Origin of the sequence: Anabaena sp. FACHB-595 (genome assembly GCF_048568275.1) — a bacterium.
Classification (GTDB): domain Bacteria; phylum Cyanobacteriota; class Cyanobacteriia; order Cyanobacteriales; family Nostocaceae; genus Trichormus.
Genome location: NZ_CP183473.1, coordinates 1,636,908 through 1,662,002 on the forward strand (window position 1 = coordinate 1,636,908; position 25,095 = coordinate 1,662,002).

The 25,095-nt window shown below is 41.2% G+C and carries 16 protein-coding genes; 10 read left to right on the forward strand and 6 right to left on the reverse strand.

The genetic code is table 11. From position 1 onward, the window contains the following. The first annotated feature begins 41 nt into the window (after positions 1-41). From ACN222_RS06865 to ACN222_RS06885, 5 genes are all read left to right on the forward strand, one after another. Positions 42-1,052, forward strand: a complete 1,011-nt coding sequence (locus ACN222_RS06865; RefSeq protein ID WP_010995554.1) for an iron ABC transporter substrate-binding protein — start codon at positions 42-44, stop codon at positions 1,050-1,052. 26 nt (positions 1,053-1,078) lie between these two features. After that, a complete protein-coding gene (locus tag ACN222_RS06870; RefSeq protein ID WP_010995555.1) occupies positions 1,079-2,713 on the forward strand; it encodes an ABC transporter permease in 1,635 nt (544 codons plus the stop codon). 270 nt (positions 2,714-2,983) lie between these two features. Continuing rightward, a complete protein-coding gene (locus tag ACN222_RS06875) occupies positions 2,984-4,069 on the forward strand; it encodes an ABC transporter ATP-binding protein (protein WP_010995556.1) in 1,086 nt (361 codons plus the stop codon). Positions 4,070-4,188: 119 nt separating this feature from the next. Then, positions 4,189-4,929 carry a COG4280 domain-containing protein gene (locus tag ACN222_RS06880; RefSeq protein WP_010995557.1) on the forward strand — a complete coding sequence of 247 codons (741 nt, stop codon included), beginning with the start codon at positions 4,189-4,191 and terminating at the stop codon, positions 4,927-4,929. A 130-nt stretch (positions 4,930-5,059) separates the two neighbouring features. Next, the gene (locus ACN222_RS06885; RefSeq protein WP_010995558.1) at positions 5,060-8,065 is read left to right on the forward strand and encodes a bifunctional YncE family protein/alkaline phosphatase family protein; all 3,006 of its coding nucleotides are present in this window, start codon (positions 5,060-5,062) and stop codon (positions 8,063-8,065) included. 193 nt (positions 8,066-8,258) lie between these two features. Here ACN222_RS06885 and ACN222_RS06890 read toward each other — a convergent pair whose 3' ends face one another. The 3 genes from ACN222_RS06890 to ACN222_RS06900 all read right to left on the reverse strand — a co-directional run bounded on the left by ACN222_RS06890 (position 8,259) and on the right by ACN222_RS06900 (position 12,907). Continuing rightward, on the reverse strand, positions 8,259-8,783 hold the full coding sequence (locus ACN222_RS06890; protein WP_010995559.1) for a PEP-CTERM sorting domain-containing protein: 525 nt from the start codon (positions 8,781-8,783) through the stop codon (positions 8,259-8,261). A 396-nt stretch (positions 8,784-9,179) separates the two neighbouring features. After that, entirely contained in the window at positions 9,180-10,475 is a 1,296-nt protein-coding gene (locus ACN222_RS06895) for a hybrid sensor histidine kinase/response regulator (protein WP_010995560.1), read from the reverse strand. Then, the gene (locus ACN222_RS06900; protein ID WP_010995561.1) at positions 10,472-12,907 is read right to left on the reverse strand and encodes a hybrid sensor histidine kinase/response regulator; all 2,436 of its coding nucleotides are present in this window, start codon (positions 12,905-12,907) and stop codon (positions 10,472-10,474) included. The genes ACN222_RS06895 and ACN222_RS06900 overlap by 4 nt, the downstream gene beginning before the upstream one ends. Before the next feature lie 401 nt (positions 12,908-13,308). On the opposite strand from ACN222_RS06900, the gene ACN222_RS06905 reads away from it, so the two are divergent. Beyond that, positions 13,309-16,077 (forward strand): TIGR02921 family PEP-CTERM protein, encoded by a 2,769-nt coding sequence (locus tag ACN222_RS06905; RefSeq protein WP_044522818.1) that lies wholly within the window; start codon positions 13,309-13,311, stop codon positions 16,075-16,077. A gap of 147 nt (positions 16,078-16,224) precedes the next feature. Here the strand turns inward: ACN222_RS06905 and ACN222_RS06910 are convergent, their stop codons facing one another. Next, positions 16,225-16,599, reverse strand: a complete 375-nt coding sequence (locus tag ACN222_RS06910; RefSeq protein WP_044520921.1) for a DUF2834 domain-containing protein — start codon at positions 16,597-16,599, stop codon at positions 16,225-16,227. Between the two features lie 107 nt (positions 16,600-16,706). Here ACN222_RS06910 and ACN222_RS06915 point away from each other — a divergent pair, with 107 nt between their 5' ends. Both ACN222_RS06915 and ACN222_RS06920 read left to right on the forward strand, forming a co-directional pair. Then, a complete protein-coding gene (locus ACN222_RS06915; RefSeq protein WP_010995564.1) occupies positions 16,707-17,579 on the forward strand; it encodes a helix-turn-helix domain-containing protein in 873 nt (290 codons plus the stop codon). A 44-nt stretch (positions 17,580-17,623) separates the two neighbouring features. Next, positions 17,624-17,788: a hypothetical protein gene (locus tag ACN222_RS06920; protein ID WP_010995565.1), complete on the forward strand. Its 165-nt coding sequence runs from the start codon at positions 17,624-17,626 to the stop codon at positions 17,786-17,788. A gap of 276 nt (positions 17,789-18,064) precedes the next feature. Here ACN222_RS06920 and ACN222_RS06925 read toward each other — a convergent pair whose 3' ends face one another. Beyond that, positions 18,065-18,325, reverse strand: a complete 261-nt coding sequence (locus tag ACN222_RS06925) for a CTB family bacteriocin (RefSeq protein ID WP_126987483.1) — start codon at positions 18,323-18,325, stop codon at positions 18,065-18,067. Between the two features lie 371 nt (positions 18,326-18,696). After that, positions 18,697-19,119: a hypothetical protein gene (locus ACN222_RS06930; RefSeq protein ID WP_010995567.1), complete on the reverse strand. Its 423-nt coding sequence runs from the start codon at positions 19,117-19,119 to the stop codon at positions 18,697-18,699. Positions 19,120-19,436: 317 nt separating this feature from the next. On the opposite strand from ACN222_RS06930, the gene gatB reads away from it, so the two are divergent. Both gatB and ACN222_RS06940 read left to right on the forward strand, forming a co-directional pair. After that, positions 19,437-20,912: an Asp-tRNA(Asn)/Glu-tRNA(Gln) amidotransferase subunit GatB gene (gene gatB / locus ACN222_RS06935; RefSeq protein ID WP_010995568.1), complete on the forward strand. Its 1,476-nt coding sequence runs from the start codon at positions 19,437-19,439 to the stop codon at positions 20,910-20,912. Between the two features lie 252 nt (positions 20,913-21,164). Beyond that, positions 21,165-25,007 (forward strand): filamentous hemagglutinin N-terminal domain-containing protein, encoded by a 3,843-nt coding sequence (locus ACN222_RS06940; protein ID WP_010995569.1) that lies wholly within the window; start codon positions 21,165-21,167, stop codon positions 25,005-25,007. Positions 25,008-25,095: the final 88 nt, after the last annotated feature.

Below are 25,095 nucleotides of genomic sequence, written 5' to 3' on the forward strand. Positions count from 1 at the left end.
AATTGACCTGTAATTCTGAATCTGGAATCCGAGGTTAATTAATGGTTTCACATCAAGTGCGGCAAATCTCTAGTGCTATTACTGCTATAGTTTTAGGCTTAGGGTTGGGAATTGCGGTAGCAGCTACTCCAAAAACACTGACAGTTTATTCAGGAAGGGACGAAGAAATTATGCGTCCCTTGATAGAGAGAGCAAAAAAAGATTTGGGGCTAAACATTGAAGTACGCTACGGTGATTCTACAGAATTAGCGATCGCACTCATTGAAGAAGGTAAAAATAGCCGCGCTGACGTTTTTTACGCTCAGGATGCTGGTTCTTTAGGCGCTATAGGCAGAGAAGGAAAGGCTGTAAAACTTCCTAGCCAACTACTCAACAAAGTTGACTCGCGCTTTCGTTCCCCTGCTGGAGAATGGGTAGGCATTTCCGGTAGAGCGCGGGTGATAGACTACAATACCAAACTTGTCAAAGCCAACGAACTCCCCAAAAGTGTAATGCAATTGAGCGATCGCAAATGGCGCGGTAAAGTTGGCTGGGCCCCTACCAACGGCTCTTTTCTCTCCTTTGTCACAGCGATGCGATTGATGGAGGGTGATCAAAAAACCCTAGCCTGGTTAAAAGCCATGAAAGCCAACGGTGCTAAAGCCTATCCCAAAAATAGCGCGATCGTGGAAGCTCTAGGAAGGGGAGAAATTGCTTTGGGATTAGTAAATAATTATTATCTGTATCGGTTTACTAAAAAAGATCCTAAATTTCCAGTTGCTATCCACCATACCAAAGGCGATGCAGGCTCTTTAATTAACGTTGCAGGTTTAGCAGTCCTGAAAACAACCGACCAACAAAGTGATGCAGAAAAGTTTGTGGCTTATATGCTCAAACCAGAAACCCAAAAGTTCATCACCGAAAATTTTTACGAATATCCCCTAGTAACGGGTATTCCAGTAGCACAAAAGCAACTTCCCCTCAAACAATTGCAACCCCCCAAACTTGATTTAGGTAAACTATCGGATCTCAAAGGAACCATGTCTTTAATTCAAGAAGCAGGGTTGATTTAAAAAGGTTGACTGTTGACTAATGACCAATGACTAAATCCCAGCCACCATTATTTTTAATAGTTACAGCCGGATCGATAGCTGTGGCGATTACACTACCGTTGACTTATTTAGTTATGCGGATGTCTGCTGTGGGTGGGGAGCAGTTATTGGCTTTGATTTTCCGACCACGCATAGTGGAAATTTTGTTTAATAGTGTTGGTGTGGCTATAGCTAGTACCATATTGGCAACGGCGATCGCAGTTCCGTTAGCATTTCTCACATTGCGGACAGATTTACCTGGGCGCAGATTCTGGCTAATTGCGACTACACTACCCTTAGCCATACCTGATTATGTCGGTAGTTTTGCTCTGATTGCGGCTTTTGGCCCCAAAGGTAGCTGGTTGCAACTGTGGCTAGAACCTCTGGGAGTGGAAGCTTTACCAGAAATCTATGGTTGGACTGGGGCAATTTTAGGATTGACCTTGTTTACCTATCCCTATTTACTGTTGAGTGTCCATGCTGGCTTGCAAGGTATCGATCCGGCGCTGGAAGAAGCAGCTAGGAGCTTGGGGTGGAATCAAAGGCAAACTTTTTGGCGGATGACTTTACCTGCATTACGTCCAGCCATTGTGGCTGGTGGATTGTTAGTTTCCCTCAATGCCTTACAGGATTTTGGTACAACTTCCATTATGCGGTTTGATACCTTTACACGGGCAATTTTTTTGCAATACAGATATACATTTGACCGCTATCAGGCGGCGACATTGGCGTTAATGCTGGTGGGTTTAGTGTTGCTGTTGTTGTGGCTGGAATATCAAACGCGATCGCGGGCTACATATTATAGTCGTGGTCATAAATCCTACTCTCCACCAGCTTTGATCGCTTTGGGGATGTGGAAAATTCCCGCAATTTTGTTTTGTTTAGGGATCACTAGCTTGGGTTTATTGCTACCTGTTGCTGTCACCCTGTTCTGGTTTGTGGAAGGTTTAACCAGTCCAGAAGCAGAGCAAGTTTTTGTTTGGTCACAACTTATACAACTAGCTAGCAACTCAATTATAGCTGCTGGACTGGCGGCGATCGCCTCTACTTGCTGCGCTATTCCCGTTGCCATCCTAGCTGTACGCTTTCCTAACCGCATCACTACAGCTATTGAACGCTGTAGTTACATCGGTTTTGGCTTACCTGGAATTGTAGTTGCCTTTTCACTGGTATTTTGGGGAGCAAATTACCTTCCCTGGTTATATCAAACTTTGCCTATGCTGGTGTTTGCTTACTTGGTATTATTCCTGTCTCAATCTGTGGGAACTGTACGGAGTTCACTATTACAAGTAAATCCCCAATTAGAAGAATCAGCACGCTCTTTAGGAAGAAAACCAGGGCAAACTTTCCGAGAAATTACTTTACCACTAGTTACACCAGGAATTTTAGTAGGAACAGCATTAGTATTTCTTAAAGCCATCAAAGAATTACCTGTGACTTTGATATTAGCGCCCATTGGCTTTAATACTCTAGCCACTGAAATCTGGAAAGCAACGGAAAACGTCTCCTACAGCCAAGCATCAGTGGCTGCATTAATCATGTTAGCCATCTCTATTAGTTCTACTGTTTTAGTTTTATCTCAAAACCGCTATCAACAACTTATTCCAGAAGTGAGGCGTAGTTTACAAAGGGAGGTGGATTAGGAATTGGGTATTGAAAATTGGGATTTTTTAGCGTTAGAAATGCAACGTTCTCACTTACAACCTAAAGTTTCTCGTTTTGAACAGGAACATTCTCACTCAGAACCTAAAGTTTCTCGTTTTGAATAGGAAAATTCTCACTTACAACCTGAAGTTTCTCGTTTTGAATAGGAATTTTTGCATTCCCATCATCATTTGCCCATTTCATTATGCTTCCAATCCCTTCTCCCTATTGCTTAGACAACATTTCACAAGAAAAACCCACAACCAAATATGAAAATCCCGGTTCCTAGTCCCCAAACCTCAGTTCCCCATACTCAATTCCCAATAATATTAAAGTTGCAGAATGTTACCCTTGCCTACAAGAATGCTTTGGCTGTGGATGGAGTGAGTTTGGGATTAGTCGCAGGGGATGTATTAGGGTTATTGGGGCCTTCGGGATGTGGAAAAACTACACTTTTACGGATTATTGCTGGGTTTGAATTGCCACAGACAGGGACTGTAGAAATTGCGGGAGAGTTAGTAACCGGGAATGGTTGCTTGATACCGCCAGAACAACGCCATGTAGGGATGCTGTTTCAAGATTATGCTTTGTTTCCTCACTTAACCGTGGCTGAAAATATCGGTTTTGGTTTGCGGCGGATGCAAAAAAGCGATCGCCGTCAAAGAGTTGCCGAGTTATTATCATTAGTCAGACTCCCAACACTAGAAAACCGCTATCCTCATGAATTATCTGGTGGACAACAACAACGGGTAGCCTTGGCTAGAGCTTTAGCTCCCCAACCGCAGATTCTATTATTAGATGAACCCCTCAGCAATCTAGATTTACAAGTACGATTGAAATTGCGCGAGGAAGTATTAGCCATTCTCAAACAGCAAGGAATATCGGCTATTTTTGTCACCCACGACCAACAAGAAGCCCTAGCGATCGCTGACCAAGTAGCAGTGATGCACAATGGTAAATTAGAACAAATAGGCACGCCAGAAACGATTTATACTCAGCCAGCCTCCCGCTTCGTCGCTGAATTTGTCACCCAAGCCAACTTTTTACCAGCACAGTTGCAAAGAAATTACTGGGTAACAGAGATTGGCTGTTTTGCCCTGAAAACAGAAATTTCTCAACACAAAGGAGATTTAATGATCCGCGAAGAAGACATCATTTTGCAACCAGCAAGTGATGGTGCAATGAAAATTGCCACACGTTTCTTTTTAGGACATGAATACCGATATAGCTTATATACCCCCTCCGGCAAAAAGCTATATGCTATAACACCCGCGAGCATTGCTTTACCCATCGGTACACAAGTCAATGTATCTCTAAAAGAAACAGCAAACTTAAAGGTGTTTGAAAGTCAATAGTCAACAGTCAACAGTCAACAGTCAATAGTCAATAGTCAACAGTCAATAGTCAACAGTCAACAGTCAACAGTCAATAGTCAATAGTCAATAGTCAACGGTCAATAGTCAACAAAAATATTATGAATTGGGAAATTGTTCTCGCAAGTTTTGCAAGCTCTTTAATAGAATTAGTTGAAATTCTCGGTATAGTCATCGTTGTTGGTAGGTTAGCAGGTTGGCGTAATGCTTTAGTTGGTTCAGGCGCTGGTATTGCTTTGACTTTACTGCTATCCCTGGTTTTGGGCAAAAGTTTAACTCTAATTCCTGTAAATATTCTCCGAATTGTGGCGGGAGTTTTACTGTTGCTTTTTGGTCAAAAGTGGACGCGCTCTATAGTGAGATATTATGCTGGTCTTCCTAAGAAGCGTAAAGGCGGTGGGGAAGATAGCTTAGAAGAACAACTAGCTAGAGATGAGAATGAATCTGGCTGGAATTGGTTTGCTGTGGTCACTACCTTTAAAGGTGCATTGTTGGATAGTGTAGAAGTGGCGATCGCCGTTGTGACTTTGGGTGCTGCACAAAGTCAATGGCTAGAAGCAATTAGTGGTGCAGGTTTTGCCACATTTAGTTTATTGGTATTGGCTTTTTTATTTAGAACACCACTCCAACAAGTACCTGTCAAACCCATGAAGTTTACGGCTGCAATGTTGTTAATGGGATTTGGTCTTTACTGGCTGGGAGCAGGATTAAATGTGGAGTGGCCTGGTGATGAGTTGGCGATTATCTGGCTACCTTTAGCTTGGGGTGTCGGAATGGCGATCGCTTCGACAATTTGGCGCTGGCGAGTTAGTTTAGATAAACCAGAGGAAGCGATCGGTTAACCAGTTACACAATTGTTAATAATTTGTCAAGAGCCAGAACTCTTTAAGTAACCTGTTCTTACCTTGCTCTTAACTAAAAAATAGGAATATTGGCTGCGTCAGCAACAAATTTAATATCTGAGAACAGCAAATGTTCAATTTCCAGCGTAAGCGATATTTCCTACTCAGCCTGCTGGTTGCAGTGGCGGTAGTAGTCAGCAGTGTGCAGATAGTCACAGCCCAGCTTGCTACTAGCCGTGTGGGCGACCTCCCTGAAGGTGGCGCATTACTCCCCACCGGACAAGTAATTACACCCGCAGCCGCCCCTGGCTCTACATTTGACCGTCTAGCTACTGGTTTACGTAGCGATAATAACGCAGATGCGGCGGAAGCCGTCACCACAGCCCTTAGTCCTGATGGTAAAACTCTGTTGGTGCTAACTAGTGGTTACAATCTCAACTTTCGCAATCAAAATACTGGTGCAAATCTCACCTATCCAGTATTAGACCCAGTAACCGGACAACCCACAGCTACAACCACCCGCAAAGCTGAATGGGTATTCGTTTTCGATGTCAGCAGTGGCAAATTAGTTAAGCGCCAACAAATTAATATTCCTAATACCTACAATGGTTTGGCGTGGGCAAAGGATGGCTCACGTTTTTACGTATCCGGTGGTATTGATGACCGCGTTTATGTTTACGCCGCTAACGGTAATCAATACATTGCGAATGCGCCATTTATTCTTTTAGGTCACAACTCTAACCAAACCGATCCCTTTCCCAGCTACGATGGTGGTCTGTTAAAGAATACACCAGCCAATCGGGTAACCACAGGTGCAGTTGTTGCGGGTCTTGCTGTTAGCCCAGATGGTAGTACTCTGGTCGCTGCTAATTTTGAGAATGACTCCATTTCCCTAGTAAATACTGCTAATCGTCAGGTAACTGAAGAAATTAAATTCTTTAAACCAGGTGATCAAGTACCAACTGGTGAATTTCCCTTTGATGTTGCGCTTAAGAGTACAACTAACGGTGCAGCAGCTAAAGTATTTGTCAGCAGTCAGCGCGATGATGAAGTAGTAGCTGTTGACGTTGCTTCTAGAGTTATTACCCGCATACCTGTAGGTAGCCAACCCAACAAAATCTTACTTTCTGCTGACCAAAATAAACTATATGTAGCTAATGGTAATAGTGACACAATTTCCGTCATTGATACCAATAGCAACAGAGTGATTGGGACTATATCTCTGTCTCGACCCAATGATAAATATGTCGGCTCAAGTCCCAATTCCCTAGCTCTTAGCCCAGACGAACGTACACTTTACGTTACCTTAGCCGGTGAGAATGCTGTCGCTGTCGTAGATTTACGTTCCGGTCGTGTAAGTGGTCGCATTCCTACTGGCTGGTATCCTAATTCTGTTAGTGTCAGCCAAGATGGTCGCAAATTATTTGTTGTTAACGCTAAGAGCAACTCCGGCCCCAACCCATCCCAAAGCCGCACCACACCCGCAGGTCTAGCCCGTAACACTACCTTTAGAAATGAGTACAACTGGGCTTTAGAAAAAGCTGGTATTGCAGTGATTCCGGTTCCTAGCGCTGGTAGTTTAGCTGCACTTTCTCGTCAGGTAGACAAAAACAACGGTTTTGATAATCGCCGTCCCGACCGGACAATGAGGTTTTTGCAAGGGAAGATTAAGAACGTTATTTATGTACTGAAAGAAAACCGTACCTATGACCAAGTTCTTGGTGATTTACCCATTGGTAACGGCGACCCTGCATTAACTTTATTACCAGAACCCATCTCTCCTAATCATCACAAACTGGCTCTAGATTTTGTCACCTTCGATAACTTCTACGATTCTGGTGAGTCTAGCGGTGTGGGTTGGAACTGGTCTACTTACGGACGGACTACTGATTACACAGAAAAAACTCAGTCTGTACTCTACGGCAATGCTGGGTTTAACGGTCTGACTTACGACTATGAAGGTCTCAACCGTAATATCAATATTGCCCTACCACAAACTAACTCCACTTCCCAATTCAATACACGGGTGACAGGAGTTTTAGATCCTTCTGGTCGTTCATCGATTTTGCCAGGAACCAAGGATGTCAACGCTCCCATCGGCGATGGTGAAATATCACCAAATTCTGTAGGCGGCTATCTTTGGGATGCAGCATTACGTGCTGGAAAGACTGTCCGTAACTATGGTTTCTACGTTGACGGCTTCTATGGTACGAACCAAGCCGACCCGACAAAACCCGACCCCAGTGACCCCCTTTACGTCCCCATCTCTCCCACTCCTGCGGTTGATAACATCCAGCAAGCTGTAGCAGCAAAAACTGTACTGTTAGATAAAACAGACAATTATTTCCGGGGTTACGACATGAAAAATGCCGATATTTATCTCTATAATGAGTTCGCTCGTGATATTGATAAATATCTAGCTAATAACACTCTGCCTAACTTGACAATGGTACGTCTACCTCACGACCACTTTGGTGATTTTAATAATGCTGTCGCCGGGTTAAATACTGTACCCTTGCAAATGGCTGATAACGATTATGCTGTTGGCTTATTGGTAGAGAAGATATCCAAGTCACCTGCATGGAAAGAGACTGCGATCGTTATTTTAGAAGATGATTGCCAAAATGGCCCCGACCACGTAGATAGTCATCGCTCAATAGCTTACATCATTTCTCCATACACAAAGCGTAAGGTTTTAATCAGCACTAACTACAACACTGTGAGCATAATACGGACAATGGAGGATTTATTGGGAATCGGCTACTTAGGTATGAACGATGCCAATGCCAAGCCTATGTCCGATGCTTTTACCAGAGAGCCTGACTTTACACCCTATACCGCAGTTGTCCCTGGTAACTTATGTACTGCACCTGTAGATCCCAACCTTGTACCAGCTTGCCAAGATCCCAATGTTCCAAAGACAGCTGCTATACCATCTTTGCATGACAAACAATGGTGGGCGCAAGCAACCAAAGACTTCTATTTTGAAGTAGAAGATAAAGTTGATGCAGACGCATTTAACCGTGTACTGTGGTCGGGAATTAAAGGCGACAATGTGCCTTATCCTACAGAGCGTAGTCACGCTGACCTGCGCCAAAATCGCGCACAATTAGTGGCAAATCAAGCAAAATCATAGTCAATATCAACAAGAACTTACTAGTTTAAGTTAACTGTAGTAGCTACATAAGCCCGGCTTTTTCCAAAAACCGGGCTTATCAATTTAAATGGAAATGTCAATTTTTATTTTTATTTTGATTAATACTGCTAAAAAAAAAGACCCACATGATGGGGATCTAATTCACGAAAATATTATGATTTTTAATTAGATTTCAAGCAGCTTTTTTAGCTGGCTTAACTTTTCGTGAACTTAGCCAACCAATACTGCAAACAGTTAAAGTACTAACTAAAGTTGCAGGTTCAGGAATGGGACTATAAGAAACTGCATTACTGAAAGTTTGATTACCCACTATAAAATCATATCCAGCAATTTCATAACTGATTGCTGGATTAATTTTGTTGTTAAATAAGTATGACAACCCAAAAGGTGAATTACCCGCTACTGTTGTGAATAAAATTGGGCCTAGTGCTGGATAATCCAAATCATCCTGTGCAGTATAAACAGTCTGAATATCATTATTAAATGTGAAATTCAAGAACTGCACCGGTGCTGTGGGAATAGCTTCATTACTAAACGTTGAGTTATCAAAACCAAAAATACCTCTGCCACTAAATATATTACTGTTGACATTGAAAGCATATTTTATGCTTGCAGCTTCTGCTGCTTGTGTATCTACAGCAGCAAAATTTAGGGCTAAACTAGTGGCAACTAGCGTTAATGTCGGAACTAATTTCATATTTACCTCCAGCTAAATTATTGTGTAGACGCTTGGCCGATTGTGGTTAGACATCACTCTTCAATATGTGTTGCAAGTACGAGTTATTTCTCAATACTTACAGCTAGCTGAATTTAAATTAATAAGTTTAACTTGAATTTAATAACAGGTAAAAATTTATGGAAATTATTTACCCAGCCTTTTATCTCACCGTTCGCGCAATCGAGGATGAGTTTGGTGAAATAGATGAAACAAGGGCGAGTATCTAAGCAGGCGATAAGCGTTCGCGTAGCATCTCTACGAGATGCTTATTCCTTTTTCAAGAAACAGTATTTCCTGGGGGCTGAAGAGTAATGACTTTAGTCCTAATTGTCAGAACTAAAGTTCTCACCAACACTTTTATTTATGGCAAATATATTAATCTATGGGTAATTCAATCATAAACTCTAGACCTGCCCCTGGTTGGGAATGACATGATATTTTGCCGTGATGATTAACAGTAACAATTTGGTAAGCTATCGATAGACCTAAACCAGTGCCTTTACCGATGGGTTTCGTTGTGTAGAAGGCATTAAATATTTGACTTTGCATTTCTTCACTAATACCTCCACCATTATCGGCAATTTTGCAAATAATTTGTTCTCCTATTAGCTCAGTTGTGATCCTGATAACACCAGTATTTTCAGAAATTTCGTAATAATTTTGATTTTTTTGTGTTTCTTCAATAGCATCAATGGCATTGGCGATTAAATTCATAAATACCTGGCTAATTTCACCGGAATAGCATTCAATCAAGGGTAAATTACCATATTTTTTGACAATTTCAATGGCAGGACGTTCAGAATTGGCTTTTAGTCGATGTCCGAGAATTAGGAGTGTATTGTCTATTGCTTCGTGGAGGTTAGCTAGTTTCTTACCTGTTTCTTTGTGTCGAGAAAATTTGTTTAATGAGGAGACAATTTCTTGAACGCGATCTGTACCCACGCGCATTGAGTTAATCACATTAGATAAATCATCTAATAAATAAGTTAAATCAGTTTGATTAATTGCATTTTGAATTTCAGCAGGTGGATTGGGAAAATGCTTTTGATACAGATAAAGTAAATCTACTACTTCTTGTACATACTTTTGCACAAAATTTAAGTTGCCCGCAATAAAGTTAATGGGGTTATTCACTTCATGGGCAATCCCGGCTGCCATTTGACCCAAACTAGCAATTTTTTCGGTTTGAATCAGTTGGCTTTGAGTTTTTTGCAGTTCAACATTTTTGGCAATTAAACTTGTTGTTAAATGGCGCAATTTTAGCTGGTGTTCTATTCTCACCAATACTTCTTCATGCTGAAAAGGTTTAGTGATATAATCTACTGCTCCTAGTTGAAATCCTTTGACCTTATCGGCAGTTTCTGATAGCGCAGTCATGAATACCACGGGAATATCACAAAAACGCTGGTCACTTTTAAGACGTTGACAAGTTTCAAAACCATCCATACCCGGCATCATTATATCTAATAAAATCAAATCGGGCAATAAATCATTTTCTAATCTTTGTAAGGCTTTTTCACCACTGCGCGCCGCCCAAACTTCAAAACTAGAGTCATCTAAAAAACTCGATAAAACTTGCAAATTGTTGGGATTATCATCAACAGCTAAAATTATGCCCTTGATAGGTAAGTTATCGCTAAAATAATTCTGATTGCTTACAGTCGCTCTCATGCCATTTCTACCTCATATTGTGTCAAAAACTCAAGGATTACATCCTCGTCAAATTGTCTGGCTAATTGTCTAAGTTGATGAGCGAAAGTAGCCAAGTTTGTATCTTCTGCCTCTAGTTGATCTGCACATTTGATAATGGCGTTAAAGTTACCCTTTTTCGCTAATGTCAACAGTTCTCGTAATACTTCTGGTGGAGGAGTAATTAATTGTGTTGATGGATCATTGTTTTGAGTTACTACATCTGAAATTGCTTGAGTTTCAGACTCAGAAGGTTGATAAATCCAGACTAAATTTAAATGACGTTCTAATTGACGCAATAATTCATTTGCCTGTATGGGTTTACTGAGAAAGTCATCACCACCAACTGCCAAGCTGCGATGTTGATCAGATTCAAAAACACTAGCGGAAGAAACAATAATTTTGAGATTCTTAAACTGGGGTATTTGTCGCAGATTTTGAATTAATGTAAACCCATCCATTTCTGGCATGAGTAAATCTGTGATAATTAGGTCTGTTGAAATAGCGATCGCTTGTTCTAAACCATCTTGACCATTGACAGCTTCCATTATTTCAAAACCCAATGGTTGCAATAAATCATTCAAGACTGTACGATTTTCCCAGCGATCGTCTACTATCAAAATTCTGCGGGGATTTCCCTCAAAACCAATGATTTTTCTGGCTGAGGTAGTCATCATTGACTGTACCCATTCATTGGTAGCTACCATCTCCAATTCAAACCAAAAGGTGCTACCATGTCCTACTTGACTTGTGACATGGATATCACTCCCCATCATCTGCACTAACTGACGAGTAATAGCTAAACCCAGTCCCGTCCCTTCCGTCTGACGCTTTTTTTCACCTACCTGTTCAAAAGGTAAGAAAATTTTGCTTAATTCTGCGTCAGTGATGCCAATGCCTGTATCTTCTATACAGTAACGAATACGGTGTTTGACTGGTTTTTGCGTAGAGGATTCCTCAATTGTCTCAACTTTCAACTTAACTTGACCGTGATCAGTAAATTTAATCGCATTACCTAGCAGATTTAACAGCACTTGACGTAACCTTTTGGCATCAATATGCAGCCATATAGGTAAATTACTGGCAGGTTCATAGACAAACAAAATATCTTTTTGTGCAGCACGAATTTGGCAAATTTCGGCAATACCTTGTATAAAAGACGGAAAATGCACATCTTCGCCATGTAGTTCTAGTTTCTTGGCTTCAATTTTGGCAAGATCCAAGATGTCATTAATTAAGGTCAGCAGATGGGAACCACATTGTTCAATAATATTGATGTGATGTTGTTCTTGCTCAGGTAACGTGGAAGAACGTTGCAAAATTTGCGCGCAACCCAAAATCCCATTTAAAGGCGTTCTCAGTTCATGACTCATGTTAGCTAAAAATTCGCTTTTGGCATGGTTAGCTAAATCAGCCGCCTCTTTAGACTTTTTCAGTTGTGCCTGTTCAAAAGCTTGCACTCGCCACAAAACAGTAATCATGGTGATAGTTAATCCGCCCACAATCAACGCAATTAAATCTAGAAATTGCAGCCGAGATTCAATATTTTCACGGGGAATCACCAAAGCCACAGACCAATTAGCAGCCTTTAATGGTATATAAGCAATATATTTTTGTTTACCGTCAATTGCCATTAACTCAATTCCCTGCTGTTTGTTAACCATGCGTTGGGCGATCGCTTGTAAACTATGGTCATTAATTTTCAGCAGACTGGGGGCAGGTTTTTCGATAGTGGACATTAAAGTCGAGTCAGGATGAACAATCACCTCCCCTTGGGAATTGAGGGCGAAAGCGTAGCTATTTTTACCGTAGGTGAGAGAATTGATCACCTTTGTAATATGGTCAACTTTGACGCTACCGTGAAACACTCCTATGGGTGAATTGGAAGTTGATAGAATCGGAGTAGCGATCGCAATCAAGGGTATTCCTGTAGAACGGCTAATAAAAGGATCAGAAACACTGCTTTTTCCTGCTATTCCCTGTTGAAAGTATTCTCTGTCCTTAACATTGTTGTTTGCGCGTCCTGACTTTGTCGTGTAGTAAGAACCATCCGCAATTGACATTTGGAATAAGAAAAATTCTTTGATTCTCTCAACTTCAGTCTTTAAATAAGGTTCTGCGACAGCCCAATTTAAGGAGCGTACAGTTGAAGTATTTGCTAAAGTTTTTACCTCGACTTTGCGAACACTTAACCACGCCTCTATTTGATCAACTCCTGTTTGTACTTCCAGAAAAGCATTCTGTCGTATATCTGCTAGTGCCATATTGCGGGCAGCTAAATAGCTAAAGTAGGCAGAAATACTGACAATCAGAGTTGTACCGCCAAGAATAAATCGAATGAGAAAATTCCGTGATGATTGCTTTCTAGGGTGAGATTTTAGTGAAATTGAGTCATGGCTTGCCAAAGGTTTCATACCCGTGAAAATCAGGATAAGTAGAAAACTATACTTAGATTGCCCAATTAGCCTTTGATAATCACAGGTGACAGGAGGAAGGGGACAGGGGCAATACGGTTCGGTTAAGGGATTTCTGGGTTAAGGCAGGCAAGGGGAAGTAAGGGGAGAAGAGAAGCAGGGGAAGAGAAAAATTATGAAAATAACCTCCTTTCCTCCCCTGCCTCCTCTGCTTCAAGAGCTTATCCGAACCGTATTGGGGGCAGGGGGAGAAAGACTCTTGTCATCGTCTTTACCATCAACATTGAATAATTTATTTTCTGGAAGTTCCTTATTTCACACCACCACAAAAGATAGCCTTGAATTCAGGGAATTATCAATATAGTGCTGTATCTATAATGGACGGTAGGAGGAGTAAACCTGTGAAATCGTTTTGGAATGCAAGTTTTGAGGGAATTTTCTGGCTCTGGAACCTGACATTTTTATCATTAGTTTACTTAGGGATATTACCATTTGTCGGTGTGCCATTAGTTCTGGCAACCGCTAGGGGTGATATACCAATTGAATTTTCCTTAGCTTTAGTTACTTTAATTGCCGTTCCCACAATTTCCAGTATTATCGGTGGCTGGTGTTTTCTTCAACAACCTGTAAAACTAATCCGCCTATTTTATGGTGTAGAAGCCCCACTATTTGTCTTGTGTTTATTGCGCTTGTTTTTGATTCGAGAACTCACCCCTGCTAGTAGCCAAATTTTACTGACGATGGGTGTTTGTATTGCTGCTTTTGCGGGAGAACTATTTTGGGGTTATGCTTCTCGGCGCAAAATTGGTTTGCAATGGGTACAAATGTTAGCCCATACATTAATGCTGGTATTCGGCATTTATGCAGGCGCAGTGTTGTTATTTTACGCTTTGCCTTTAGCAGTATTTTTGTTGCAGGAATTGGTGAAATTTGAATGGGTAATTCCATTATGGAATATCTTATATCACACAGCCTTTGTGGGTGGTTTGTTCATAATTTCTATGTGGTTAATTGTTCTTGCTTTTAGCGCTACATTATTTATTTTAATGCCATCGGCATTAACAGCAATGTATGTACACTCAGGAGCAAAAATTTTAAAAGCTTTTGCTTCGGAGCATGGAAATAAAAAGGCATTTGCTGGCGCTAGTGCAGTTATTGTGGCGTTTGCTGTTACTTTTTTATCCTTGCAACAACAGCCCCAAGTAATGGCTTTTTCACTGTTAGCTAATGCGCCGAAAAATGATAGCGATCGCCAAACCCTCATAACTAAATCAGAACAAATCCGCACAGGATTACTTAACGCTTATTTATCTTCTTATCGCTACCTCAGTAGCAGGGAAGAAAATAATCATATCAGCGCTATGTATCGTCATGTCTTAGGTTTGGAGAAGACGGCGGCTGATGGATTGCAAGAAACCTATAATTTTTTGATGTCACCATTTTTATATAATGGTTCCGACAAAGATGTTGCTAAGGCAGAAAAACTCTACGCGGAATTTTTTGACACACCTCTACAAAAAGCCGAAAAAACAGCCGTTAGTCATGCAGTACAATCTACTTTTAACGAGCAGGAAGTTAAAGCAGGTTTATTAAATATCAACGAGAAAAAAGTTTTGTTGGCATCACAACAAGTCACAGTGAAAGAACATGGTGATTGGGCTGATGTGGAATTGTACGAAGTTTATAAAAACCAAACACCAGAAGTTCAGGAAGTTTTCTACTCCTTCTCTTTGCCAGAAAGTGCTGTAATTACCGGCTTATGGTTGGGAGATACCAATAAATTAGACCAACGCTTTAATTTTGTCGTCTCTCCTCGTGGTGCTGCCCAAAAAGTTTATAATTCTCAAGTTAGGCGTGAGCGTCCGGTCGATCCAGCTTTATTAGAACAAGTAGGGCCCAGACATTATCGTTTACGGGCTTTTCCCATTCCTCCCAACAACGTACAACAAATAGAAGGACAACCACCACTCCCTACAGAAATGAACCTATGGTTAACTTACAAGGTGCTGGGACAAGATAAAGGTTGGGCAATGCCAGATTTAGGGGAAAGACGTAATATATTCTGGACTAATCAAACCAAGCGTATCCGCAACGGTAAAGAAATAGGTTTTAAAGAAAATGCTTGGTTAGAAGAATTCATCCCCGCCAGCCAGAAAATTCAGCCTGCACTACATGAGGTGAGTTTAGATGAAGGATACAAAATATTAGCTAAACCCTTATCTAACAAAGATTACACTTTGCCTAAAAATCAGCGCGTCGCCTTAGTTCTCGACACTTCCCGTAGTATGGGAGAACATATCAAAGAATTGACACAAACATTATCTTGGTTGAAACAACACGGTTTTGCAGATAATGATTTGACAAACAACGATGCTGATTTATATATCAGTGTTTCTCCAGGCGCTACACCCACACGATTAGATAATCTCCAACAATTCCAACCCGAAAAAGTAGCCTTCTACGGTACAATTCAACCCCAAGAAATGTTGGCACAGTTTAATAATTTGCGTGGAGATACAGCTTATGATGCTGTTTTATTGTTGAGTGATGAAGGTAGTTATGAGTTGTCAAAGAACAATAAAACCGTCCCTGCTACACCTGCACCTTTGTGGATGGTGCATTTAGGTGGATTGCCTGGAGCCTATAACGATGGCATCATTAAATCATTACAAGATAGCGGTGGTGGAGTTGCTGTTGATATTGCCGAGGTGCTGCAACGAATTGCCACCAAATCAATTTTAGGTGATTCTGTTGTTACCGTTGTCAATGGTTATGCTTGGTATTTGCAGACATTAGACACAGCAGTTACAACTAATAACCAGCAAGATGATTTATTACCATTAGCCGCCAGACAATTAATTTTAGGCTTGAGTAAACAAATTAAATTAGACAACCTCAAAAGTTTGGATGCAATTCACGCTGTAGCCAAAAAGTATAAGATTGTCAGCCCTTATTCTTCGATGTTGGTATTAGTCAACGATGAACAAAGACAGTTACTCAAAGAAGCAGAAGCCGCAAGCGATCGCTTTGATCGTAAAGTTGAAAATGGTAAAGAAAACCTTTCTAAACCCAATAACCCGTTGAAAGTCAGCGTACCTGAACCATCAGGGGGGTGGCTTTTAGGTGTGAGTGCGATCGCTCTATTCATATTTGCGAAGCGTCGGCGCTAAATCATCAAATTCGTGTGAGTAATTGGTAATAACCCATATAGTATTTTCAGGGTGGGCATTGCCCACCAAAAACATATACCAATTATCAGTTACCAATTACCACAGATATTATCACCATTTATTGCGGATTGCGAATTTGTTTTAATCCTACACTTTTTTTTCCAAAGCTTGTTCACGGAAATATAAAAACAAAGGCAGGGAACAACATAAACCAGATGCTAAAGTAAGCACAAAGTATAGTAATAACCAACGGCGTGAAAATCCCAGTCTTTTTAGTTCTATAAATGCGAAAAACAAAAAAACGTCTGTAGACAATAATAAATCTACGACAAAAGTAGTCGAGACATTATTAGCAAATGCTTGCTGAAAGAAAAACTGTGTATACAAACCATGCTGAATGATAAATTCTAACAACAAACTCCAAGGTACAATAAAACCAATAACTGCTAAGAGTAAGTAAATTGATTTTATCGACAGAAGTTTTTGGGATTTAGACGGTTGTAAATAAGGTTGGTTGTACATAGGTTTACTTGCTTCATCAATCTTGTTGCTTTGATTATGAACAACGCAGATAATAAACACAATTACCTGTCAGGTAATCAAAATTATCAGATAAGCGAACGCCACAAATGCAAAGTACTACCAACCGTGATACATCCTTTGGTAATCTGCTAAAACACTGGCGGAATCAACGCAGTTTTAGTCAACTCGATTTGGCTGTAGCCAGTGAAGTCTCTCAGAGACACATCAGCTTTCTGGAATCAGGTAGAGCAAAACCAAGTCGGGATATGATTTTGCAACTCGCTACTGTTTTAGATGTTCCGTTGCGTTACCAAAACATGATGCTGACATCTGCGGGTTTTGCGCCAATTTATTCCGAAAGTGATTTATCAGCATCAGAAATTGAACCTATCCGCAAAGCTTTAGATTTTATTTTGCGACAACAAGAACCATATCCAGCACTGGTAATGGATAGATACTGGAATCTGATTCAAAGTAATACAGCAGCGCAGCGACTAATCAATTGGTTAGTTCCAACCCAACAGCTACAAAATCTGCTTGATAGCAACGGCAAATTTAATTTGATGCGATTTATGTTTCATCCTCAGGGATTAAAACCTTTTATTGCTAATTGGGAAGAAATCGCTAACCATCTGATTCAACGAGTATATCGGGAAACCTTAGCGGAAGGTTGTAGTCAAGACTCTATAAACCTTTTCCAAGAACTACAAACCTATCCAGATATTCCTCGCTTGTGGCAAATATCTCACACCTGCACGTGGCAAGTACCATTACTAACATTGCAGTTTGTCAAAAATGGATTGAGCCTGAGCTTCTTTTCGACAATTGCTACCTTAGGAACACCCCATGATATAACCTTACAAGAATTAAGAATTGAAAGCCTATTTCCGGCAGATGAAGTGACGGAAGAAAATCTACAAAAAATAGCAGTATCCTGTAATGACAACCATCAATCAATATTGGTAATAATAGATGATTAATCCGTCAAAAACTCCCCTCTCGTTTCTCAAAAACTAATTATCCTATGGAGATTATAGATTTAACCCTATCGAAACACCGTTGGTATCGTCGTCTACGGGGTGGAACGTGGTGGCAAGTCGAAGTTCCCCTATTTGATGATGTTCAAATTCTTTGGGTACATAATTTGCCAGAATGTGAGTGTTGTATTATCCAAACAGAAAACTACTAGTATTTTTCTGTGTTCATGACCATTTTATAGTGTAATCTTAGCGATCGCTCTTGTTTAAGCTATTCTAAACAAGACATAGGAGCATTTTTCTAGCTCTTTTTTTCACATAATCTAGCCTAAAACCTTGTTTTTTATCCTGCCTAACCCCAAGAATAAATATTCACATCCGCCTGCTTATTTATCAGTATTTGAATTAGATATAGGATGGGCAATGCCCACCCTAAAAATACCTAAATAGGTTTACCAATCAAACCGGATTCTCATATCAAAGAATCTCTAAAAGATATACGGTAAATTCCAGAAACCAATCATAGGTAGTAATGGCACACCCAGCCCTGACCATTCTTTTGAATAGCTAGTAACCTCACTTACGTTGCCTTGAGATTGACTATTACTGCCTTGATTATTGGAGTTTGATGATCCTTGGAAATTCACTTGTCTCTCAGCAGAGTAGCTGCTATTAAATGTGTAATCACTCCCCCCAGAGACAATTTGTTGTTGTGCTTCAGACATATCAGTAAGGAATTTGTGAGTCATAGTGAAAAGTCTCATTATGTGATTTGTCTGCAAAGTTGGCTACTTATTTATAATTTTTTGAGGTAATCAACTTTGCTGTTAATGACAAGAATATCTATTTTTCATACATGAATCACTTCCGGTTTCTGCAAAGTTATTCTCATAATTAAGAAACACGATTTGTATAATCAAGTAATGATAAATTCAGAAAAATACCTATAGTCTGATTCCTCTAAACTTAAGACAGTTATCTTAACTGGCAACAGGGAACAGGGACTGTCTGTGGTGGGGCTACTGTGTACACATAAGTCTAATAACCTAGCCCTAAAAACTTTTTATCCCCCCTTACACCCAGTCTCAACAGAAAAACTGGGTGCGTAAGTCCTAATTAATTAGAACTTGACATTATATTTATCGGCAAGCTCAGAAAGCTTTTCGTACTGCTGAATAGCGGCTTCCAAAATTAATTGTTTCGCTTCTTCTGGTGTATTGCCATTCTCTGGAATTAGATACTTAACATAAAGCGATATAAAATCAACCATAATTGCTGAACCTACCAAACCATGACTATCGGCTTCTTGTCCAGCGATCGCTGATACTAGACCTGCTTTAATTGGGTCTGGTTTCGCTTTCATGAACTGGTCAATAATTTGCCAGATATACTCATTGGGTATTAATTTTTCTAACTTAGTTTTATCAGGGATAAATTCTATACCTGCGGCTCTCGACTGCTCTACAACACACCATTCTGTAAATTCTTGTAGTGCTGTTTCGGGAAGTTTGGGGAGATATTTGTGCAGTTCTAAATCAGACACAAGCTTACCTATAAATTTCAGTTTTGTTGAAGTGCATTAAGGCAAGCCTAACCTACTGTTTCCAGAAGTTTTAGTGTGTTATGCTACGACTCTCAGATAAATATTTCAACAATAAAAGTCTGATATTTAGACTTACCTATTTTATTGAGAAAATTATTGTAATAACTCCCTAACTTATGGGAACTGTTGCTGAATTTTAGAGGATTAGTATAACAAAAGATTTAAGCCCAGGTTCTGGCTGACACAGGAAGCAAAGAAATTGTCGATGCGAGGCTAAAATAGTAATCTACGTGTAAATTGCTTGAACTATTGATTTTATGACTTCTGCTACGACCGTAAAAACTGAGTACGAAGCGATTATCGGTCTAGAAACCCATTGTCAGCTGAGTACGAATACCAAAATTTTCTCTAGTAGCTCAACAGCGTTCGGGGCTGACCCTAATACGAACATTGACCCGGTGTGTATGGGCTTACCTGGTGTTTTGCCTGTACTTAACGAAAAAGTCTTAGAATACGCTGTTAAAGCAGGTTTGGCGTTGAATTGCCAAATTGCTAAATATAGTAAATTTGACCGTAAACAGTATTTTTATCCTGATTTACCGAAAAATTATCAAATTTCTCAATATGACTTACCCATAGCTGAACATGGCTGGTTAGAAATTGAGTTATTAGATGCCGATGGTAACCCAAAACGTAAGCGGATAGGGATTACCCGTCTGCACATGGAAGAAGACGCAGGGAAACTGGTACACGCAGGGAGCGATCGCATCTCTGGTTCTACCTATTCTCTGGTAGACTACAACCGTGCGGGTGTGCCATTGGTAGAAATTGTCTCGGAACCAGACATCCGCACTGGGCAAGAAGCTGCTGAATATGCCCAAGAATTACGCCGGGTGATGCGTTATCTCGGTGTCAGTGATGGCAATATGCAGGAAGGTTCTCTGCGCTGTGATGTGAATATATCTGTGCGTCCTGTAGGACAGGAAAAGTTCGGCACGAAGGTAGAAATTAAAAACATGAACTCCTTCAGCGCCATTCAAAAAGCCATTGAACACGAAATTGAACGGCAAATAGAAGCGATAGAGTCAGGGGAAAAGATTATTCAAGAAACGCGACTGTGGGAAGAAGGTTCACAACGCACAATTAGTATGCGAATTAAAGAAGGTTCTAGCGATTATCGCTACTTCCCCGAACCGGATTTAGCACCCATTGAGGTAACAGAAGCACAACTGAGTCAATGGCGTAGTGAATTACCAGAACTACCAGCCCAAAAACGCCATCGTTACGAAAACGAATTGGGTTTGTCGGCTTACGATACCCGCGTGCTGACAGAAGATGTCATTGTATCTCAATATTTTGAAGTAGCGATCGCATCTGGGGCAAATCCCAAAGCAGCCGCTAACTGGATTACCCAAGATATCGCCGCCTATCTCAACAAACAAAAACTCAGCATTACAGAAATCGGCTTAACTCCCGCTAACTTAGCCGATGTGATTACCCGGATTGAGACTGGCAAAATTAGCAACGCTCAAGCTAAACAAAAGTTACCAGAGTTACTCACGGGATTATCCCCGGAAAAAGCCTTTGCAGGTCAAGAACTCATCAGCGACCCCAGTGTTTTGGAACCCATCGTTGATGAAGTGATAGCAGCTAACCCCAAAGAACTGGAAAAGTACCGCAACGGTAACATCAATCTTAAGGGTTTCTTTGTCGGGCAAGTGCTGAAAAAGACAAATAAACGCGCTGACCCCAAACTCACCAACGAATTGGTAGAAAATAAACTAAATGGCTAACACAAGTATTTTGTCAGTCATTTTTTCACAATAGTTTTACATAAAGTACAAAAAAGTGGGTGTCGATAATTACAACTAAGCGGTTATTATGAATGTATTATATGCACCCTAATAACCAGGAGAGTTACGCAAGTGGCTCTCCTTATTTCTTGCCATATCTCCCACTCTTTTTAATTAGTACTAGTTTGTGTAATACTGACGACTACTATGACATGAGGTAAATTCTAGCCTCTAACCCCTAGTCGCAAAGAGATGTACCCCACTAATACGAGAAACACCATTGGATTAGCCCTTTTGGTAATTGGTTCGGTGATTTTTGCCGGAAACCACGTCCTCGCGGAAATAAAAACTGATACCACATTGGGAAGTGAAGCATCCATATTAAACCAAGGCGTTAGTGTTAAAGGGGCGATCGGGGATATTATCGATGGTGGTGCAGTCCGGGGAACAAAGCTCTTCCATAGCTTTCAAGAATTTAGTATTGGTGAAGGGCAGAGGGTTTACTTCTCCAACCCTGCCGGAATCAAAAACATCCTCACACGCGTCACGGGGAACAATCGTTCTGATATTTTGGGAACCTTGGGGGTTTTAGGTAATGCCAATTTGTTTCTGATTAATCCCAACGGCATTGTATTTGGACAAAATGCCCGATTAGATATAGCAGGTTCCTTTGTAGCCAGTACAGTTGATAGTTTAACGTTGGGTAATGGCTTTGTGTACAGCGCGACCAAACCTGAAATACCGCCTTTATTAAATATTAATCTCCAACCAGGTTTACAGTTAGGAACAGAAATAGGAACTATTACTAATAGAGGAAATTTGGCAGTAGGGCAGAATCTCATCTTATCTGCCAACAACCTAGACTTGCAGGGAAGTTTGCAAGCAGGACAAGATTTGACATTAAACGCCAGAAATCAAATTCAGATGCGTGATACCATCGCCAGTCCGTTGATAGCGGCGGCGAAGGAAAAATTACTGATTCAAGGTAATCAATCGGTAAATATTTTTGCCCTCAATCATCCCGATAGTGGCTTATTTTCGGGTGGAGATATGATTCTTCGTTCCCTGAGCGACATTGATGGCGATGCCCATTATTGGAGTAGGGGAAATTTTCGCATTGAGAAGTTAGATGGTAATTTGGGGGGGTTATTTAGTCCCGATGATCCGATAATTAGGTCTAATGGTGATGTTTCCCTGGCGAGCTTTACTGGAGCTTCCCTACACATTCTCGCTGGCGGTAAGGTAGAAATTCCTGGTAATGTGATAATTTTTCGTCCAGATAACCTCAGCAGTGCGATCGCCGAAACTGTCACCCTATCCGATGGTAACACCGTTAATATTAGTGGTAGTACTGATTCTACCTTAGACATCCGGGCGGGAATTAATTGGCAGAACCTACCAGGAAATAGCAGCTTGGGACAGCTTTCTTCTCTACCCAGCTTCAACAATGCCACAAGTGCCGACATTAATCTTGGCAATATCAGGGTTTTTGATTTTGTTGGAGGTCAGGGCGGGAAGATCTTCTTAACTAATCAATATCAAGCTAATCCTACTCTAAGCGGAAATATTCGAGTCAACATCATTGATGCCAGAGATTCATTCCAAGGGACTTCCCTATTTATGAACTCGCGCGGTAATATCGCCGTCAACATCGCCGACACATCTTCCTTTAGGCAAGGTAATGGTGGCGACATCACTATGATCGCTCAGGGTAATATCAGCCCTCAATTGCTACTTTCCAGGGGCTGGTTGGGTGGTAACATCACACTCAAGAGTAATGCCAATATTTCGGTAGCAACCGGTTTTATTAGCAGTCAAAGCAGGGCTAATACTGAGACAGGTTCCCCTCTGACTGGAGGTGATATTGAGATTACAGCCGATTCCCTCTTTTTAACTAATGGGGCAAACATCACTGTCATCAATGAAAACATCTCTAATGGTGGCAATTTAAAAATTACTGCCAACAATATTTTTCTAGAAGGTGTTCCCAGTAATGGATCTGCTGGGGGCATAACTAGCCAGGTTTGGCCAGGAAGTATCGGTAAAGGGGGCGATATCCAGATTACCACAGGCAAACTCTCAGCAGAAAAAGGCTCTCAGGTAATCGCTATTACTTTTGGTGCAGGGAAAGCAGGAAACGTCACCATCCACGCGAGCGATCGCATTTTCTTGAGTGGTATAAGTAATACAGGTATTCCCGGTGGTGTAGCCAGTCGCTCTCAAGACTCAGGTGCTGGAGGAAATGTGAATATTACCACGCGATCGCTGACGATTGAGAATTCTGCTCGTGTCAGTACCGCTACTACGGGCAGAGGAACAAGCGGTAATGTGATGATTAATGCCAGTGATGCAATTGTTCTTGATGGTTATGATACAGCAATTATTAGTCAAGCCTTTCCTGATACCACAGCAGGTGGTAATATTAATGTAACTACAGGTAAATTGTCTCTATTCAATGGTGCTGCTATCAGTAGCGGCACTAGAGGTATAGGCAATGCAGGTAACATTCAAATCATTGCAGATATGTTTATAGCCGATGGGGTTAGCCCCATCACTGGCTTTGCTAGTGGAATTACTGCGGCAACGGATGACAACGCTCAAGGCAATGGTGGCAACATTGACATTATTAGCCGGATTATTGCTTTAACTAATGGTGGGCAAATTACAACTAGCACCGATGCCAGAGGTAACGCTGGTAACATCAAAATTACAACTAATGCGATAAACATTGATGGCTCTAGCCCACTGCGAGAAAATTTTCCTAGTGGTATTCTCAGCCTAGTCAGAGCTAATGCTCAAGGTACAGGCGGTAATATTGACATCAATACGGGTCAAATGACATTAACTAACGGTGGTTTTTTAGATGCCAGTACTTTTGGACAAGGAAATGCAGGGGATATAAAAATTATTGCCAATGATGCAATGATATTGAACTCAGGAAATAACAGTAACGTATCCGGTGATATTAGTAGTCAGGTTTTATCAGGAGCCGTAGGTGATGGGGGTGATATTGAGATCTTTGCTCATAAACTGTTGCTGAGTAATGGCTTTCAAATTAAAGCTCAAACATTTGGACAGGGAAATGCAGGTAATATCAAAATAAACACCATTGATTCAGTAGTGCTGAATGGTAGTAGTCCTCGGACAAACTCTACAGGTATATTTACTTCTGTTGGCAATGGGGGATTTGGTACTGGTGGTAATATTGATATCCAAACAGGCAAACTAACCCTTGATAATCGATCTATTATCTCTGCGGAAACAGTAAGCAATACTGGTGGTGATATTCGCCTGCAACTCAATGACAGACTGTTACTCAGGCGCAACAGTAGAATTTCCACGACTGCGGGAACTGCCCAGGCTGGTGGTGATGGCGGTAACATTATCATTAACACCCCATTTTTGCTGACTGCCCCTCTAGAAAATAACGACATCACCGCCAACGCCTTTAGTGGTAGTGGCGGGAAAATAGATATTACAACTCAAGGTATATTAGGCTTTACACCCCGTACTCGTGCAGACTTAGAGGCATCACTAGGAACTAAAGACCCCAGCCAATTAAATCCGCGATCGCTCCCCACAAGCGATATCACAGCCATTTCCCAAGCTAACGCCTCCTTGGATGGACAGGTAACAATTGACACCCCTGATGTAGACCCTGGTAGCGGACTTGTGGCATTACCCACCAATGTAGTGGATGCGTCCCGACTCATTGCCCAAACCTGTCGCAGTGGAGGGGAAACAACCGCCAGCCAACAAAGTGAATTTGTCATCACCGGACGAGGAGGTTTACCGCCTAAGCCTAGCGACCCCCTAAGTAGTGATGCCATCTGGCAAGACTTACAGCCCTACGCCTTACCCGATGAAAAAGCTGGGGAGCAGGAAGAGAAGTCGCAAGGAGGGTTTCCCTCCGGGCGAACTTCCCTACGGGATGCTACGCGAATGGGAGCAAGGGAGCAAGGGGAAAAATCACCCACACCCATAGTTGAAGCCCAAGGCTGGGTAACTAGTACGGATGGTAAGATTACCCTGGTAGCTCAAGCACCCACAACAACACCTCATAATTCTTCATTCACGCCAGTTAGTTGTTCTTAAGTAGGGGTTTAGGGGTTTAGGGGTGTGGGGGTGTAGGGGAAAGACTTAATTTATTTTGAATTTTGAATTTTGAATTTTGAATTGTCAA

What these genes read in the sequence shown, in the direction of transcription:
- ACN222_RS06940 (WP_010995569.1), top strand. Translation starts at nt 21,165, where the DNA reads ATGTACCCCACTAATACGAGAAACACCATTGGATTAGCCCTTTTGGTA.
- ACN222_RS06925 (WP_126987483.1), bottom strand. Translation starts at nt 18,325, where the DNA reads ATGACTCACAAATTCCTTACTGATATGTCTGAAGCACAACAACAAATT.
- ACN222_RS06875 (WP_010995556.1), top strand. Translation starts at nt 2,984, where the DNA reads ATGAAAATCCCGGTTCCTAGTCCCCAAACCTCAGTTCCCCATACTCAA.
- ACN222_RS06885 (WP_010995558.1), top strand. Translation starts at nt 5,060, where the DNA reads ATGTTCAATTTCCAGCGTAAGCGATATTTCCTACTCAGCCTGCTGGTT.
- ACN222_RS06870 (WP_010995555.1), top strand. Translation starts at nt 1,079, where the DNA reads ATGACTAAATCCCAGCCACCATTATTTTTAATAGTTACAGCCGGATCG.
- ACN222_RS06915 (WP_010995564.1), top strand. Translation starts at nt 16,707, where the DNA reads ATGCAAAGTACTACCAACCGTGATACATCCTTTGGTAATCTGCTAAAA.
- ACN222_RS06890 (WP_010995559.1), bottom strand. Translation starts at nt 8,783, where the DNA reads ATGAAATTAGTTCCGACATTAACGCTAGTTGCCACTAGTTTAGCCCTA.
- ACN222_RS06895 (WP_010995560.1), bottom strand. Translation starts at nt 10,475, where the DNA reads ATGAGAGCGACTGTAAGCAATCAGAATTATTTTAGCGATAACTTACCT.
- ACN222_RS06910 (WP_044520921.1), bottom strand. Translation starts at nt 16,599, where the DNA reads ATGTACAACCAACCTTATTTACAACCGTCTAAATCCCAAAAACTTCTG.
- gatB (WP_010995568.1), top strand. Translation starts at nt 19,437, where the DNA reads ATGACTTCTGCTACGACCGTAAAAACTGAGTACGAAGCGATTATCGGT.
- ACN222_RS06900 (WP_010995561.1), bottom strand. Translation starts at nt 12,907, where the DNA reads ATGAAACCTTTGGCAAGCCATGACTCAATTTCACTAAAATCTCACCCT.
- ACN222_RS06880 (WP_010995557.1), top strand. Translation starts at nt 4,189, where the DNA reads ATGAATTGGGAAATTGTTCTCGCAAGTTTTGCAAGCTCTTTAATAGAA.
- ACN222_RS06865 (WP_010995554.1), top strand. Translation starts at nt 42, where the DNA reads ATGGTTTCACATCAAGTGCGGCAAATCTCTAGTGCTATTACTGCTATA.
- ACN222_RS06920 (WP_010995565.1), top strand. Translation starts at nt 17,624, where the DNA reads ATGGAGATTATAGATTTAACCCTATCGAAACACCGTTGGTATCGTCGT.